Here is a 17,507-nt window from a genome sequence, read left to right on the forward strand (position 1 = left end):
GACTCAAAAGCCAACCTAATTTATTATGTATTAAAAAACTATGTATAACGTATTATCTTTTATCATTTCCATAAACTCTGCATTTTTAACTAGTTTATACCCTTCTTCTATAGAATTATCATGTTTTTTCCTTGCATAATTTATCCATCTTTCGTTCCTAAATTTACTCATGTCCTCTTCATATTCTATGGTCAATAATCCTTTATTAAATAATTCATAAATTAAAAAGTCATTTGATTTAAATGTAATTGGTTTATGTTCTATATTTTTATAATCTTTATGACTATGCAGCTTATTTACTGCATACTTATTGAAATCATAAGCATCTCTATCATTTGTAAATATAGTAATATTCTCTACGCTATCTATATAAAAATATGCTAAAATCAATGAAAGAACACATATTGATATTTCTCCTGCATTTTTCTTTCGTTCTCTTCCCCTTGAAAGGATTTCACCTTTGAAACCATCTATATATAAAATATTAAGCCAAGTTTCGTAATCATCTAGCTCTTCAAGGGGCTTATTTTTCAATATATATCTTTTTATAAAACTTTCAAGGGGCTTAACACTACCACAAGAATATAAAAATAAATTAAACAAATCTGCATCTTTATAATTTATTAGCTCTAAATATTCTAATTCATCAACATAATAAAAATAAATATTATCTATTTCTAATAGTCTGTTTACATATGCTTTTCTATACTCACTATCTTCAATTTCTGTCCTTATCCATTCTGGCACCAAAATCAAATCATAACCACCAAAAACATCTTTAGCACTTACATACTCTTTTATTCTATTTAAAAACTCTAAAGAATTATTATCCAATATACAAATTTTAAGAGACTTGCCCATTAATAATTCTTTTAAATTACTGATACTATCTATTGTCATAGGACAAGTCCTCCACTAACTTCTTTACAGTTCTCTTTATATTTAGAAAGTGCTTATAATTATCTTCATGATAAGTAACTTCAGGATTTCCTTTTATATTTTTGACTATCCTCTTTTCTAAATCCCCTGTATCGAAAAGATAAGATGGCTTAACTAATTCAGAATCTAATCCTAGTTCTTCAAATTTTCCTATTAAGTTTTCTGGTTGATTATCAAAATTATTCAATATGCTCTTTTTCAAATTACTGTCATTATATTTTAAAAGTGCATCTTCGTATAATTGAATAAGAACAGCTTTATATGGAGCCTTATAAACATCCATACATTTTATTATTCTATCAATAAAATTTTCATCTTCTAAAGAATAATAATAATCGTATACATTTCCTAATATCATGTTAGCAGCAAAATAATCAGCCATTCTTTCATTTATTTCCATATCTATTTTTACTTCATGAGTTTCATTTTGTATATTATTATCATAAAATAAATGGTATATTTCATGCCAAGCTACAAAATATTGATAAACTCTTGGTTGTGCTGTATTTATTATAGGAATTCTTAAATTACCTTTTACTATAATTGCTCCACCAAAATATTTATCTTCAACAGGCATTTGAATCAAATTATTTTCTTTTAAAATCTTAAATGCAAATCTATCTGCACTGGTTACTACTGAAGTATTAAATCTGACCTTAGTTTCATTTACCAAACGAATAACATCATCTCTTATTTTTTTATTGCTTTCTATAATATCATCCAAATTTTTACTTGTTATAATATCTGACATATTATTCACCTACTTATTATAGTACATTTCATAAAGACTTATTATATCGTCTAGTATCATGAACATTTCTTTTGCTTCTGGCTTTCTTTTATGATTTTCAGGAGAATTATCAGAAAATGCATTTATAGGAGTATTATCAGATTTAGGTTTATCTTCTAATAAGTCCATTTCACTGATATTTTGGCTATCTGTAATTTTTTGTATATGAGTAGTAAATGTTGTTATACTGTCTATTTCACCATTAATTAATTTATCTAGTGTAGGTCTTGAAATATTTGTAATTTTAGCAAAACCAGATTTGGTATAACCATTATCTTTAATAAAATTTAGTATATTTTCACCTACTTTATCTCTCTTTTGAAAAAGCAGCTCCATGTTATATTTCTTTACTATATTCATCAGTTTCACTTCCTTTCATTGAAACAAATCTATTTTCTTACTATTATTATATACCACAATTGCAAAAAATGATACTTTGTAAAAAAAATTTTTACAAAGTATTTCAGTTATTTTTTCATTATCCAATCAAAAATTACCAATTTATCTTTTACTCTACTTAATGCAACATATAGTAAATTATCTTCTTTGATAATATTTTCTCTATCAATTACATATGTATAGTCAAATTCACGCCCTTTTGACTGGTGTACATTCAAAACATATATTCCTTTTAACTCTTTATATGCTTTTAAATATTGATGTTGCAAAAATAAATTATTTATATTATCTGCTTTATTACTACTACAAAGCAAAACTCTTTTTAATAAACTATACATATCATAATTAACTTTTAAATCATTATCTTTTACTATTTCTATACATTTAATAAGAGTCTCTTTATATTCTTTTGTATTTTCAGCTTGCTCTATCAAATTTGCAAATTCCTTTAATATAGGTGTTCTTGCTCTTTTCAAATTATTATACATAATAGTATTCAATTTATTCTTCTTGATACTTCCAATCTTTTCATCGTATATAACAGCAAATATATACTTCAACATTTCTCTAGTTAATTCATCTATATTTAAATCAGTCTTTGAAAAAAACTTTACTAAGTCACCCATTATATTATGTTCTTCTTCATTGTTATTAAGTTCATATGTAGTTATCTTAAATTCTTCTCTTAAACTTTTCTTAATATACCTTACTAATTCATTACTTCTACATAGTATACCTACTGATTTTCCCTGTATATCCTCATATTTGGGTAACGCATTTTTAATTTTATACTTCAAAGCAGCATACATTTGATTTTTACTCTGCCTAGAATATAAATTTTTATCATTTACTTCAACCTTTATATATTTAATGTTAGAAGATGAATTAAAATCATATATATTATATTTCCCTTCTCTTGCAAGATTAAGAACATTTTCAATATCTTTATGATTCTTAAATCTCATAGATTTTTTTAAAGATTTCTGTTCAATTTCTAAGTCATAATACTTCAGTAAATCTAAAAGTCTATTAGAATCAGCTCCTCTCCATCCGTATATCATTTGCTTAGAATCAGCAAAAAATATTGCTTTATTTTGTTTCCCTATTAATTTCTTGACAATCTTATCTTGCAAATCAGAAGCATCTTGATATTCATCTAATATTATTAAGTTATATTTATTTTGAATAGTTTTTAATAACAACTCTGATTTATTCAATAGTTCATTCATATAATAACCTATATCTGAAAACCCAATATAACCATCCTTATTAATATTTTTTATAATATCTTTTAATTCTTCTTTATAAGGAATTAATTTTTTAATGGAAGGTTTAATATTCCCTTTATATGTTAGCGGGTAAAATTCTCCTTCTAACAAAGATTCAGCCCATTCATACTGCTTATCATCACCATCATACGCTTGTATTTTTATAAATTCATTGCTTAACATAAATTTTCTTTGCTTAGGTGACAATATATTTAAATCCTCCTTCAATCCTAGATATTTGCTATACGCCCATACATACTTTTGAAAAAAAGAATGAAAATTACTTATTTCAATAAATTTTTGGAAATTTATGTTGTTATCACTAAATTGCTCTAACTGCTTTTCAATTTGAGCTCTAGCATTTTTTGAAAATGTAAGTATTAGTACTTTTTTATTATATTTAGTGTTTATTTCTAATTGTTTTTTTGTATATTCTATTGCAGTAGCAACAGCAGTAAATGTTTTTCCCGTTCCCGGCGGAGCTTCAACTAACAATATTCTCTTTTCAGAATGATTTTTAGTATAATATTCAATTATTGATTGCTGTTCTTTATTTGCTTCCATATATTATTCACCCTTAATCTGTAAAACATTTGTATATCCTGATTTTAGACTTGCACATTTTTCACACATACATTCACATTCAAATGACTCATCTATGACCTTATTAACAATACATCTATCAATCGCCTGACACACTACATTATTTTTCATATATGCACTTATAATTCTGAAAATATTCATAAAGGAAACTGGTAAAAAATCACTCACTTGAGTATCCAATGCTTTTTCAATCAAATATGATGCTACGTATTTTGAATTAACAATACCTGCAAGATTTATATGCAAAAACTCCTTCTGGTAATCTTTTATTTCATCTTCATCTAAAAATTCTATTAATTCACTAAGTGCTTTTACTTTCCTAATACTATCTTCATTCTTTTCATATTTTCTCTTTAAAACGTCACTTTTAGAATACTTAGAAACAAAAGGTTTTAAGTAATTGTCCTTATATCTACTAAATGGATATATTTCTTCAAATAATTCCTTCCAGAATTGTTGAAAAATTTGCATGCTAATTAATGAACATTCATAATCTTTTGGCTGATTTAATACTAAGCATTTAATATCTTTTTTCTTAAATTTATTTAATAATCCATCAATATCTGTATCATTATCCACTAAAGAAATACACGGAATATCACACATATTATAAAACAGTGCATATTTATAAACTCCATCTTTTCCATCACCCTTAATTATTTCAACACCACTGTCCTCTAGTCCATTAGGGATTGCCTGTGAAAATAAAGGAAATCCTGATAGTTCTGAATCACCTTCCACTAAAAGAATCCCTTTAGAGAATAAACCTGATAATAATTCTCTTTTTGCAAATTTTTCTATTCTACTTTCGAACTTATCATCAACTTCTTTAGCTTGTGGTAAACTTTTAATTCTTCCATTTCTCATTAGAAAAATATTATTGAAATCATATAATTTTGCAACTTCTATTGAGTGAGTAGTGAAAAATACTTGTCCATTATTTTCTGAACTTAATTTTTTAATAATTTTTCTTTGCATAAAAGGTTCAAGATTTTGTTCAGGTTCTTCAAGAAATAATATTCCATTATCTTTTAATGTCTCTTGTAATACTAATAATAGCATCAAGTTCTTTATACCTCTAGATTGATATTTTAACGGAATATAATTAGATGTAACTTTGTCCTTACATACTAAACTAAATGCCTGTAAAGTTTTTCTTTCAGTTAATTCAGTAGCTTCAATACCTATAGCAAATTCATCATTTGCTATTAAATTAAATTCAGCAAAATTACTTCCTAATTTATTTAAAGTGCTTTTAAAATAATTATTGCTTAATAAGGAAGCACTAGATGTATTATTGAATTCGTCAATAATATTCTGCATTAAATCACTTAATTCCTCTCCTTGAATAATCTTAGAAAGAGTAGAATTACTTACAAAAGATAATTCTTTTAAAGGGTCTCTATTAGCTTCAATATATTTATAATTAATTATACCTTTGTGAGATTGTCTAAACGGAATTTCTTTACCATTTGTAAAAATACTATGTGACACTTTTCTATCTGAATCTGCTTTAAATCTTGTAATTAGAACAAGTTCTTTGCCTTTTTCACTAATTATATCATTCTCATCTACATGCTCTAAAAACAATTCACCATCATCATCAATAAAATTATCTACCCCTTTGAACCAAACTTCAATTAGAACTTGATTATTAACATTTCTATCATAATAATCCATTTCTGATAGTGTTTTATTATACCATTGTATATACGGGTTTAATAAATAATTTAATGCTATTGCCAATGTTGACTTACCTGAACCATTTGGACCTAAAATTATATTTTTTCCCTTATTAGGCTTCCAATCAAACTTTTTTAAATTTCTAAAGTTTCTTATTTTAATTTTATAAATATACATTTTCTACCTCCATTATTGAAATGTATTTTTTTCCATATACTCATTATAATACTTTTTCTTAAAACTCTCCACAAAACCTTAGTAACAAATAGATGTTTGTCTCCGAATTAATATTTTTTAGAAACGAAACTATCAGCTCTAGAAACCTCTGAAATTTAAATTAAGTACAAAAAAATTCGGAACAAAATATTTTAATGCTATTTTTTATGAATATTGCACTAATAACATATACTCCAATACTACTTGAAAATCCCTCTATAAATTCGATAAAATTCTTTATAATTATTTGAAGGAGGACTTTTTATGAATGAAAAGGGATTTTATATGAATGATTTTATGGAATATTTAAAGGCCCACGATAAATCAAATGGTACATTAAAAACTTACAACCTTAATGTTATGAATTTTATTAATTATTATAAGGAGACATTTGATGAAGAATTCATTGCTAGCAATATTATTCTTATGGATTTGCAAGACTGGCGAACTTACATGGTAACTAGGGGATTAAAAGCAAATACTATAAACAATCGCATTGCTGCAATAAAGGAATATTTTACTTTTTTACAGAACAAAAACATTATTAAAACAAATCCTGCTGTAGCTTTAAAGAAAATAAAACTTAATAATTCAATTCAGAAAAAGACATTCACATTAAAGGAATTTAAAAGAATAAAAAGAGCTATATATAAGGAAGGAAATGTGCTAGATATTTTTATTTTTGAACTTTTTTCCAAATCAGGTGTCAGAATTACAGAAGCTATAAATATAAAAGTTTCTGATTTAACTATCACAGAGCGTATAGGAGGTTCAAATTTAAGAGTAATTGGTAAAAATAGAAAAGAACGCCTCATTCCTTTACACCTAGATATTAGAAAAGCATTAGAATCTTATCTACCATGGAGAAATAAACACAAATTCAAAAACTCACCATATTTACTTATAAGTGAACGAGCAAAGCAATTTACAAGGTCTGGTCTATATAAAAGATTTTTGAAATACCAATACTTAACATGTATAAAAATCCATCCTCATCGATTCAGAAGTTTTTTTGCTACACAAATTGTAAAATCTAATCCTATTAATGTTGCCCAAAACTTACTTGGTCATAGCAGTATTACAACTACTCAAAAATATTTAAGTACAGAAAAAGAAGATATAATTGCAGCTATAAACTCTTTAGAAAATCTCTAAATACAAAAGGAACTATGTTATGTAGTTCCTCTTATTATATTAGGTATGAAATTTAATGTTCTTTCAATCTACTCTAAAAAAAATGTACATAAGTGAACTGAATAAGCATTAATATATGTTATACTAATCTATACTTTCATTATTAAGAATACAATTATCATCATTAAGTTTTTTTATTTTATCCTTTATACGCCTTGTAACAACTTTATTTAAATCCTCTGTATTATAACATTTCTTTAGCATACATAGAAAACAATTATCACATAAATCTTTATTATTGCATAACTTAAAAATATTGCTATCTAATTCAACATTCTTTTGATTAATGCAGTAGACATTTGCTTTATTTCTTTTAGTATTTTCACTACTTTTTTTATTTCGTGAGATAATTGTAATATATCCCCATTCATGTAAATCTGTAATGCATTTGCAAATAGTATTTCTACTCCCTATACCCGTTGACTCCTGTATTTGAGTGTATGTCATATAAAACTGTCCATTATCTTCTTTATATCGTTTACTATGAACAATAAGTGCATATAATATTTTTTGATGATTAATTACACGCTTTCCTGTTCCCAAAGAATTTTTATTTAACTGTTCAAACAGCAATAAATCAGATTTTGTTATGCAAACGTCTTTTTTTAATCTTGATAAATGACAATTATTCTTAGGATTATATACATAATTAGATATGTTTTTTATTTCTCTCATTATCTCTACATTAGAAGATTTAGACATACCTTTTTCTACTTGTTTAATACTCCATTCCAATAATTTCTTTTCATTTTCTTCTCTAGAATACCCTTTATCTTTAAGATATATAGCAATTAAAAAACTAATATCATGCCTTGTTCCTAGTTGTGAAAGACCTTCTTTTAAATATTTTTGAATGGTAATATGATTATAATTTTCAACACAAATATCTTTGTTTATAAACATTTCTTCAGATTTTAAAGAAGTATTTCCATCTCCATTATTATCTTTATGCTTTACTTTTTTTGTATTGTATAAATATTTATCTCCATACTGAATTTTATCAATGAACTTATAATCCTCAATGATTTGGTCAATTATTTTATGGTCCGTTTTTTCAATATTTAATATATACTCCACTTCATTTTCTACTTCTTCAAATAAACCGTTCATAAAAGCACAATAATTTTTCGATTCATCTTCATTTGCATGATTGATGCCACATGGTAGTTTTATACCCTTTCCATTAACACCTTTTTCTTCTGGTCTTAACTCTACATTTACCCCTTCAAATTGCTCTATACATATTTCATTTAGAACTATTGAAAATACCTCTATCAAATCAGATATTGCAACAAATTTATTAAAAAATAATTCTATATGATATCCTTTATTTCCAGAATAAGTTATATGAATTTGTTCTGGTGGAATATATCCTTGTAAAAAATGTTTTATACTAAATGCTACTTCTTGTGCATCTAATATAGAATAATACGCATCTATATCAAATATCATCCATTTAACATACTTTTCAAAAGGAAATATCCCCAATGTATTATCTCCTTTTAAATGCCTAAAAACATCTCCTTTGTGAAATTTTCTTTCTTGAACAGTAATATAACTACGACTCATACTATCTAAATATATCCATTTTTTTGTATTGGATATATATAGTGAATAAATTTTATATATTATCATATCTAGTATATATTTTTGCTCATGATATCTATTTGGAAATCCATATTTCTTTATATAATCATTTTTTGTTATATTATGTGTTTTTAGATGATTAGAATGAAATGTGCTCATTTCCTTACCACATATTTGGCATTTGAATTCTGAATTTTCATTTATATTTCCTGGAAATAAATCTTGTATTTTTTTATATTTTATTAAATTTAAAAACTCTAACATATGCATACACCCCTTTTTGGTAAAGTGCATGCATTATAAGAACTTTCATTTTCATTTTCCAATTATTACGTTGTCTTTTTTTGTAAAATAAAAAACTCTGAATTTTCATCAGAGCCTCTGCTAATAATCAATAATTTTATATAATGTACATAAATGAACTGAATAAGCATTATAGATATTTATATACTTACATATAAGACGTACATAGTTATTATTTGTATAATATGTTCACATAATCTTTGTTCTTAAAATATAAAAGGAGAAGCATCTAAGCTCCTCCACTTAATTGATTATAACTTTATAAAATTTTCTTAATTCGTCCAACATAACTTCATCAGTTTTAACTATTGTGTAATTAATTTGAAAATAATTAAAACAAATATCATTTAAAAGTTTTGCTTCCTTAGCATTTAGTGTTAATGAGATTTCTTTTTTATGATTTAGTGTATATAAAAATAACTTTAGTAATAATATTTCACATATTTCAATTTGATTTATACAATAATCTTCTTTTGTTATATTATATACTTGTTTCAAAATATTTATATGATATTTAATGAGCTTATTTAAAAACTTCACCATTCCAATAGATAAAGTAACTTCTTCTTTATAATCTTTAGTATAATTCATAATATCCCTCCATATTCTGTGATATATGGATTATAGTTATTTTAATTATCTAGTTTCAAGCTATTAGTTTTGGTTTTTGAATTTTATTATTTGTATTATTATCCATCCTGCGTACAGAAACGTAATTATAATAGTTAAATACTTAATATACAAAATTATCATCAAACTTATAATCAGTAATAGTAACTGGAATGGATTTGATAAATCAATTTCTAATTGAATTTTAGCATCTTTACTATTTCTTGAACTAATGTATTTATTATCTATTATTGCACAAGTTACAATCAATACTATAGATAGCATTGCATTTATTAAATAGATTTGTTCACTCATGTACTAAAAACTCTCCTTATTTTTAAAATAGCCACAGTTTAGCTGTGACTATGCTTCTAAGGAAATATCTTTTTCTCTTAAAATTTCAATAACTTCTTTTAATCCAAATATAGTAACTACCATAGCTGCAGGTTTCCAGTATGCGCTAATCTCTGGTATGTAGCTGGAAGATATATGCACAAGAACCCAAAACGTAATCACCCCAGTTACAAGGGTTAAAACAATATCCATCATTTTATTTTTTAATGTATATTTCATTTGAAATCACCTCTTCTTTTATTTATATAATATCGCTTTACACAAGCATTGTAAGCATATTTTATGTAATTGCAGCATAAATGTAATATATTATTATTTGACCAATTGTAAATTAACATTTTTATCCTTAACTAACATTATTTTATTATTTTTATATCTATATAATTTATTTGATATCCTATACGTCTCTTCAATTTCAACTTTCACTAGATTTTTCATTATATAACGATTTTCATGATTATATTTGCTGACCAAAAGAACATCCTGTGCTGGAATGGCAACTAGCAAATCTTTACCGATTTTATCTAATTGTTTCCTAAACTTTTCTGATAATATAATAGATGAACCCCATTGATTATCAAATGCTAACGAATAAATTCTAATATTTTCATCTAAGACATTTAATGAATTGGTAATCTTATTTATATTTTGAAACGCTTTATTTTTTATCTCCTCAACGCTATATCCACCATCCTCTATTTCTTTCAAAGTTAAATACTTCCATAATTCATCTTTATCTTCTACAAAATATACCATTATATCTTCTACAAATTTCTCTCTGTAAAATTTTTCAGCATTATCTCCACCAAATGTACAAGGACGTAAAACTGGAAAAATTACATCTAGGTTTATTTTATAATGTTGTTTAGATATTACATCCCATATTAGTTCTATATACCAATCTTTTACATTATTATAATCACCCGATATAATATAATCCCTATATACATCTTGCAAACTGCAACATACCTCTGTATTCTTTATCTTTAAAAAGATATTGTTATCCTTTATTTTTACAGCATCAAATTCTTTCTCTAAATCTATTTTAAATTTTGATATAAATTTTCCTTGATTCAACAAACCACCTTCTTTATTATTCTTTACATTATAAATAATAGCGCACATTTTATAACTTGTCAGGTCCAAAAAATGAAAAATCTGCTAAAGATATTTCTCTAGCAGATTGTATAATTATGAAATTATTTTTCTTAGCATTTGCTCTATAGCCTTCTCTTTATCAGCTATGAATAATACGTTCTTCTTCGCAAAATCAGCTTTGGTCATACCCTTTCCCCACCAACTAATATCTTCATATGGTGTTACAGACATAATAAATGAATTTAAAGTAATATTTGAATCTTGGTCTTTTAATCTTTCTTGTATATCTTTAATAGTTTTATTAAATTCAATCTTTACATCTGTCTCACCTTTTAGATTTCTTAGTCCTTTTGGGTCAATAAATGTTACATATTGTCTCTTATCATGAAGTATCCATAAAATAAAGTCAGAATAAAAATTATCTGCTTCAAAGAAACCTACACCATCTTTTCCAGCTTTGTTCCTTAAAAGATACAATTCTTTATCTTTGAAGAAGTCATTATTTTTCTCAAAATAATCTTTTAATAGTAAAACTATATCTCTTTCACCTTCATTTAAATGCACTGGCTTTACTTTAATAGTTGTAGTTCCTTTAGTTATATGGATTAAAGGATTAAATAAATGTTTCTCAAAAGCAAAAGGATAAAACCTTCCTTGATTGAAATTCTTAAAATCTAAGTCTTTTAACTTACCTTGTTCTATAGCTTCTTTTAATTGATTTATTTTAGTAATTAAAGCTGTCTCATCTCTATTAATTTCGAACCTATATTCATCCTCAATCAATTTCTTATCACTTTCATTTACTTCAACATATTCAAGATGTGGTAATTCCCATTCCTTTTTCTTAGTTTTGTAAAATTTATCTATATACTTTTTCATTAATATAGTTGCAATCTCTTGCCATTTTTCTACATCTTTAAATCCTCTACTTGAAAATTCAAGTTCTTCTTTTGGTATAAAAAGTTTATACCATGACTTATCTTTTAATATTTCTTTTATTTTGTCCTTATGAATAATAAGATTGTACCATGAACGTTCATTCTTAAAATTCTGTATCTCAAAATATATTTTATCATAATCTAAAAACGCTAAGTTCTTATCCTCTAAATAATACATCTCCATATTAGCAATAGATTGTTGTTTTAATTGTCTACTCTGTATAGCTTGTATTCGTGGATACCAGTCAAGAACAACTTTGTTATTTTGCATATACGCAGTAGGCATATCTAAAACAGGCTTTGGTCCATTCTTCTTGAAATTCAATCCTTTTTTCACTTGTAAAGTTTTCAATTTTTTATTTTTATCAAAAGTAGATATTGTAGGTATTACAATTTTAACAGGTTCTTCTGTAGGTACCCCCTCATCATCTAAATATTCTTTAAATTGCGCCATATAATCAGAACGTATCCCAAAAATATTTAGAGTTTCTATATAATCTATAAACTTTGGCCTTTTCCCTTTTATTTCATCAATCTCGCTACTTCTCTTTAAACTAAATTTATAACCTTTTAATCTAACCCCTCTACCAAATAATTGTATTATTTCAGAACCTTCCTTTTTACCAATATTCATAAGCCCCATTGTGCTAACTCTCCAACTACTCCATCCTTCAGAGAATTTTTTAGAGCCTATCAATATGTTAATCTTAGAATCTTTATCATTAATATTTTTAAATAACGAATCAGAAAAGTCCCTAGTATCTGTAGATAATTCATTTTCTTCACATAATTTAAGCAGATTATTTACATCACCAACATTTATTACTCCAAAATAATCATTATCACCTGCACGAAGCCCAATTTCACCATCTGCACCTTTTAAATTATCTATATGAAGATTAACATCTGCACTTGTGGTAAGGAATACTTCCTTTAAAATCTCGTCATAGGTCTTTTGAGCAGTCACTTCTTTGTTAATTAAATAATCAAAATTATTTTCAAACAAATCTTTCTTATCGCTACTTAATAAACCTGACCTACCATTTAATAATCGCTCAATATACTCTATACTTCTTCTTTTTTCTTTAATAAACTCTGACAAGAACAATAACACATCTACTACATCCGATACTTTTTTTCCTCGTTCTGTCCTAACTGCTTTAACTTTGCCTCCTACAAAAATACATAGTGGCTTTTCTATACGGTATGAAATAAACTCCTGTCTTTTGTCTTTAAACAATTTTAATTGTTGATAATATGACAATACACATGCTGTAAGATATAAATTTCGCTGCTCTTCTATATTATCATCTTGCATATTAAATATTTTGTAATCTTTTCCATAACCATCTTCATAAAAGAACTTATATGAGTAATCAAATAAAATACATTTTGCATACTCTTGTCTAAGAATTTCTTTTTTCTTGCCTGTTGCTGCACCTATTGCCTGACCAAAGGTTGCGGAATATTCAAATGAGAAACCTTCTTCGCATAGTTTATCTCTCTTTTCTTTCCAATCGTCTCCACTTGAACCTCTATGACCTTCATCTACAAGGACTAGATTATTCCCTTCAAATGCTTCAACAGAAAAAGTTTTTACACCTTTTTCATCTTTTATCTTATGAATATCAATAATTTGAATTTTATCAATTTCTTCCTTTATACTAAAACCAAATAAATCTTGACTGAATAATTCGGCTTTTAAATCTGATAGTTCAAATTCATTTTTATGCTGATTTGATAATCCTTCATTTGGAGTTAATAATATTATTTTATTTATATCTTTTGACTTACCATATTTACGTGCATAATGCATAAATTGCAATATGTTAATATGCATCAATAATGTTTTTCCTGACCCTGTTGCATTCCAAAATGCTAATTTTGATAAATCTTGTTCAGTGTATTTCTCTATATGTTGTTTTTTAGGCAAATCATTATTAAATTCATCTACAAATTCATTTAAACTCTTTAATAATGCAGACTTATCACTAAAATATCTATCTAAATAAATCTCTGTAAAAAGTAATGATAAGTATTGAAAATATTTCCACTTAATTTTCTCTTCTCTTTTTCTACTTATTCTAAAAGTATGTTTTACAATATTTTGGTCATATTGTAGCAATATATCCTTATTTAATTCAGAACTAAATAATTTTTTAAATATTATTTGACTGTAAATCTCACTTATATTATTTTCATCTAATTCTTCTAATGAAGGGGCTTTAAGAGCATCTTTTAATTTTGAAAAATCATCTACATTAAAGAGTTTTAAAAAATATTTATAGAGAACTAACTGATTATAAAACTTTACTTCTAACAAGATGCTCACCCCCTAAAGTCCTTTTTCTTCAAACATTCTTTTATGGAATTCATCTTCTATTAAAATAACCTTCCACTTGTCTTCATTTACTTTTAAATTAGGTAAATTATTATCTCCGTTTACATAAATATAATCAAACTCCATATCTAATGTACTGTATCTTTTCTTTAAGAAATATGCATCTAGTGCTGCATTATCTTTAACAGAATCTCCTGTTAATGTTCTCCAAATTATTAATGCTTTTTCACCTGATGGCAAATATCCTTCCACCTCTTTGAATAGATAATTCCCTTCTTTACTTTGCTCTAACTTTACGCTATTTGCTCCCTCACCTTCATTACTTGATATAGCATTAAACTTTTGAGTTTTTTCTATTCTATTTACTTTAAGTCCAATCAAATAATTAAATGTTTCAACTAAATCCACATTCACTTTCTTTGTTTCAAGATTTCTTTCTATATTTAATGTATATCTAAACGGATTATTAAATTTATCAACATTAAGAAGAGAGTTACTTCCTTTTGTTTCTACATCAAGCATATATGAAAGCATATAATCTTCTTTAAAATCTTTATTTGATTCTAACAATAATCTATCTATATCATTTCTTAAAAGTAAGTTATTTAATGTATCTTCATAAGATTCTAATTTTATATATTTGAATATATGAGAAGAACCTTCCCTCGAAACAGGTTTTCCATTTTTCCAGTCTTTTGAATATATTACTTTTTGTATTCTAGGTTTTGTAACAGTATTGAAATATTCTCCCATTTCCACTAGAATATATTTTCTTTTCCCTTTACCTTCACGATTTAAATTAATTACAGCATGCCCTGTAGTTCCAGAACCTGCAAAGAAATCTAGAACTAATGAATTATCATTACTTCCTATTATTAAATTATCTTCAACTGTATATAAACTCTTAGGATAATCAAATGGATTATTAGGTATTATTGAATTTAATAAATTTGTTCCTTTACTTGATGCATCATATTTTTCACCTATCCATAATGACTTAGGCGTATAATAAGCATCTCCCATATTTTTTTCATAAATATTATACTTTCCAGCATTTGTCTTTTTCGTAAATAAAGAGCCATTTTCAATACCTTTAACGCAACTCTCATATCCCCATCTCCATCTCAAATATGAACCATTTGAGTCCGTTGGTAATATAAATATAAAACCTTTCATTTCATATTTATTCTTTAATTCCATTAGAAAAACATCATCAAAAGAGTCTGTATCTTTGTCATAAATCTTATCATATTCTTCTTTTGGAATAATTAATGTTACATCTTTTTTTTCATCATAAAGAAATGGAAAAAACATATATGGTCTATCTTCACGCCATTTCCCACTACCAGTTCGTTTCAAAGGTAATTCTCTATAGGATTCTTGACCTTCTCCTTTAGAGTATTTAGCCTTCATCTCTTCTTCTGAAAGTTCAAAGTTGTATGTCTCTGAATATCTCTTGTCTTTACCATACATAATAGTATAATCATGAGCTTGAGCAATGAATTCTTGGTCACGTCCTTTAGGATTTGTAAAAATCCCAATATTAGAAATCATATTATTGCGACCAAAAACAGATTCCATTAACAAATTTAAATATCTAAATTCATAATCATCAATTGCAACCTGAATTATTCCATTTTGAGCCATGAATTCCTTAGCTAAATTTAATCTGCTTTCCATTAAAGATATCCAACTTGAATGTTCATATCCATTTTTGTAAGCTATTTTACTCGCATTAGTATTATATGGTGGGTCAATATAAACACACTTCACTTGTTGCTCGTACTTTTCTTTTAACAGATTTAATGCATGAAAGTTATCACTATGGATTAGTAAACCATCAATCTCTTCATCTAAATTTTCAAAATCACATAATAGTTTTTCATTAAAACCTCCATCAAAAAATTTTGTATCTAAAACTAGATATGGATTCTTTTTAAGAAAATCAATATTTAATTCTTCACTATATCCATCTAACTCATCAATTGCAAATAGCTCTTTCCATTCTTTTATCTGCTCTTTATTATTAATAATTTCAGGATAAAGTTTTTCATCAATCTTATCCAATGTAATACAATAATTAGTCTCTATAACAAACTTTTTCTTTTCCCATAACTTTTTCTCAAAGTTTTCTAATTGCTCTAAAAATTTAATTATTTTATTCCCTATTTTCTTTATTACTTTCACTTTTGATATAGATTTTATTACCTTCTGTTCATCTTCTTCTATATCATCAATAAACATTACTTCATTTTTGATATAAAAATCTAATTCTCTTCTTAAAAATCCACCTAAATCTTTATGAATAAAATAATCAAAAGTATTTTTAGCTGTATAATCATTTAAATGTTTTTCAAGTAAAGTTCTTTTTTTATTTTTTTCAGTAGGTCTATTAACAAATAAACCAATAAATTCTTTATATGGTGAATTAGCTGTTATGCTTTCTAATAATTTTTTCAATGTTTGTTCATTAATTTTTTCTCTCTTCTCACCTTTAGGTCTTATTACAAAATTAAAATAAATTACTAATTCACCGTTAATAATATCAATAAACTTTTCTTCATTTAGAACAAATCTTCTTTCACCATCTTGAGTTTTGTTATTATCTTTTTCAGTAGATGCTTCTACCACTTTAAAATGTACAATTTTACCATCATCTAATTTGAATGCATAATCCCTAAAATTTTCACTAGATTTAACATAGTATTGGTCAGCATTAGCCCAATGAAGTTTAACTTCCTCACCTTCATAAGGAATAGCATAAACTCCTTCTTTATATCTTCTTTTTGATATAAAATCTCCTTCTTTATAGTATCTGCTAAAGAAATTAGTTAAACTAGAGAATATTTCATTTTCTAAAGAAGCTATATCAATACTACTTTCTATTTCATTTTTAAGCGTTTGATATTTTGGAGTTTCTTCTGCAATTACCCCCGCATCTTCTAAAGTTATTTTTAATTTTTCTAATTCTTTCTTTTTATCTTCTACATCTTTACTTCCCAACTTAGACAACTCATCTTTTACTTGGGGTAATAAGTCTTCATCTAAGAATTTGTTAATCTCATCTCTTTTCTGATTCATAATTCTATAAATACCAAAATCTAAATCAGCCTTATCCATTTCAAATATTGTTCTAAGCAATTCTTTAAACTTATTTAGTTTATCACTCATAAGTATTCCTCACT

13 protein-coding genes are annotated in these 17,507 nt (G+C 25.8%); 1 reads left to right on the forward strand and 12 read right to left on the reverse strand.

The genetic code is table 11. From position 1 onward, the window contains the following. Positions 1-30: 30 nt before the first annotated feature. The 5 genes from BUA19_RS04515 to BUA19_RS04535 all read right to left on the reverse strand — a co-directional run bounded on the left by BUA19_RS04515 (position 31) and on the right by BUA19_RS04535 (position 5,859). Positions 31-900 carry a hypothetical protein gene (locus tag BUA19_RS04515; RefSeq protein WP_072724142.1) on the reverse strand — a complete coding sequence of 290 codons (870 nt, stop codon included), beginning with the start codon at positions 898-900 and terminating at the stop codon, positions 31-33. Beyond that, entirely contained in the window at positions 887-1,690 is an 804-nt protein-coding gene (locus tag BUA19_RS04520; RefSeq protein ID WP_072724144.1) for an ImmA/IrrE family metallo-endopeptidase, read from the reverse strand. Before BUA19_RS04520 ends, BUA19_RS04515 begins: the two co-directional genes overlap by 14 nt. Before the next feature lie 9 nt (positions 1,691-1,699). Continuing rightward, on the reverse strand, positions 1,700-2,089 hold the full coding sequence (locus BUA19_RS04525; RefSeq protein ID WP_207645972.1) for a helix-turn-helix domain-containing protein: 390 nt from the start codon (positions 2,087-2,089) through the stop codon (positions 1,700-1,702). A gap of 107 nt (positions 2,090-2,196) precedes the next feature. Then, positions 2,197-3,960, reverse strand: a complete 1,764-nt coding sequence (locus BUA19_RS04530) for a UvrD-helicase domain-containing protein (protein ID WP_072724145.1) — start codon at positions 3,958-3,960, stop codon at positions 2,197-2,199. Between the two features lie 3 nt (positions 3,961-3,963). Next, complete coding sequence (locus BUA19_RS04535) at positions 3,964-5,859, reverse strand: ATP-dependent nuclease (RefSeq protein ID WP_072724147.1); 1,896 nt, start codon at positions 5,857-5,859, stop codon at positions 3,964-3,966. Positions 5,860-6,162: 303 nt separating this feature from the next. On the opposite strand from BUA19_RS04535, the gene BUA19_RS04540 reads away from it, so the two are divergent. Next, on the forward strand, positions 6,163-7,053 hold the full coding sequence (locus BUA19_RS04540; protein ID WP_072724149.1) for a tyrosine-type recombinase/integrase: 891 nt from the start codon (positions 6,163-6,165) through the stop codon (positions 7,051-7,053). A gap of 123 nt (positions 7,054-7,176) precedes the next feature. Here BUA19_RS04540 and BUA19_RS04545 read toward each other — a convergent pair whose 3' ends face one another. From BUA19_RS04545 to BUA19_RS04575, 7 genes are all read right to left on the reverse strand, one after another. Continuing rightward, positions 7,177-8,943: a TOTE conflict system archaeo-eukaryotic primase domain-containing protein gene (locus BUA19_RS04545; RefSeq protein ID WP_072724151.1), complete on the reverse strand. Its 1,767-nt coding sequence runs from the start codon at positions 8,941-8,943 to the stop codon at positions 7,177-7,179. Positions 8,944-9,225: 282 nt separating this feature from the next. After that, positions 9,226-9,573, reverse strand: a complete 348-nt coding sequence (locus BUA19_RS04550) for a hypothetical protein (RefSeq protein ID WP_072724152.1) — start codon at positions 9,571-9,573, stop codon at positions 9,226-9,228. Between the two features lie 63 nt (positions 9,574-9,636). Further along, complete coding sequence (locus BUA19_RS04555; protein WP_072724153.1) at positions 9,637-9,906, reverse strand: hypothetical protein; 270 nt, start codon at positions 9,904-9,906, stop codon at positions 9,637-9,639. A 48-nt stretch (positions 9,907-9,954) separates the two neighbouring features. Further along, positions 9,955-10,164 (reverse strand): hypothetical protein, encoded by a 210-nt coding sequence (locus tag BUA19_RS04560; RefSeq protein ID WP_072724155.1) that lies wholly within the window; start codon positions 10,162-10,164, stop codon positions 9,955-9,957. 93 nt (positions 10,165-10,257) lie between these two features. Continuing rightward, positions 10,258-11,022, reverse strand: coding sequence for a DUF1444 family protein (locus BUA19_RS04565; protein WP_072724157.1), 765 nt, complete (start codon positions 11,020-11,022; stop codon positions 10,258-10,260). Between the two features lie 114 nt (positions 11,023-11,136). After that, the gene (locus tag BUA19_RS04570; RefSeq protein WP_242939237.1) at positions 11,137-14,304 is read right to left on the reverse strand and encodes a DEAD/DEAH box helicase family protein; all 3,168 of its coding nucleotides are present in this window, start codon (positions 14,302-14,304) and stop codon (positions 11,137-11,139) included. A 12-nt stretch (positions 14,305-14,316) separates the two neighbouring features. Continuing rightward, positions 14,317-17,493, reverse strand: coding sequence for a site-specific DNA-methyltransferase (locus BUA19_RS04575; RefSeq protein ID WP_072724161.1), 3,177 nt, complete (start codon positions 17,491-17,493; stop codon positions 14,317-14,319). Between the last annotated feature and the right edge of the window lie 14 nt (positions 17,494-17,507).

Origin of the sequence: Tepidibacter thalassicus DSM 15285, assembly GCF_900129915.1 — a bacterium.
In the GTDB taxonomy this organism is placed as follows: domain Bacteria; phylum Bacillota; class Clostridia; order Peptostreptococcales; family Peptostreptococcaceae; genus Tepidibacter; species Tepidibacter thalassicus.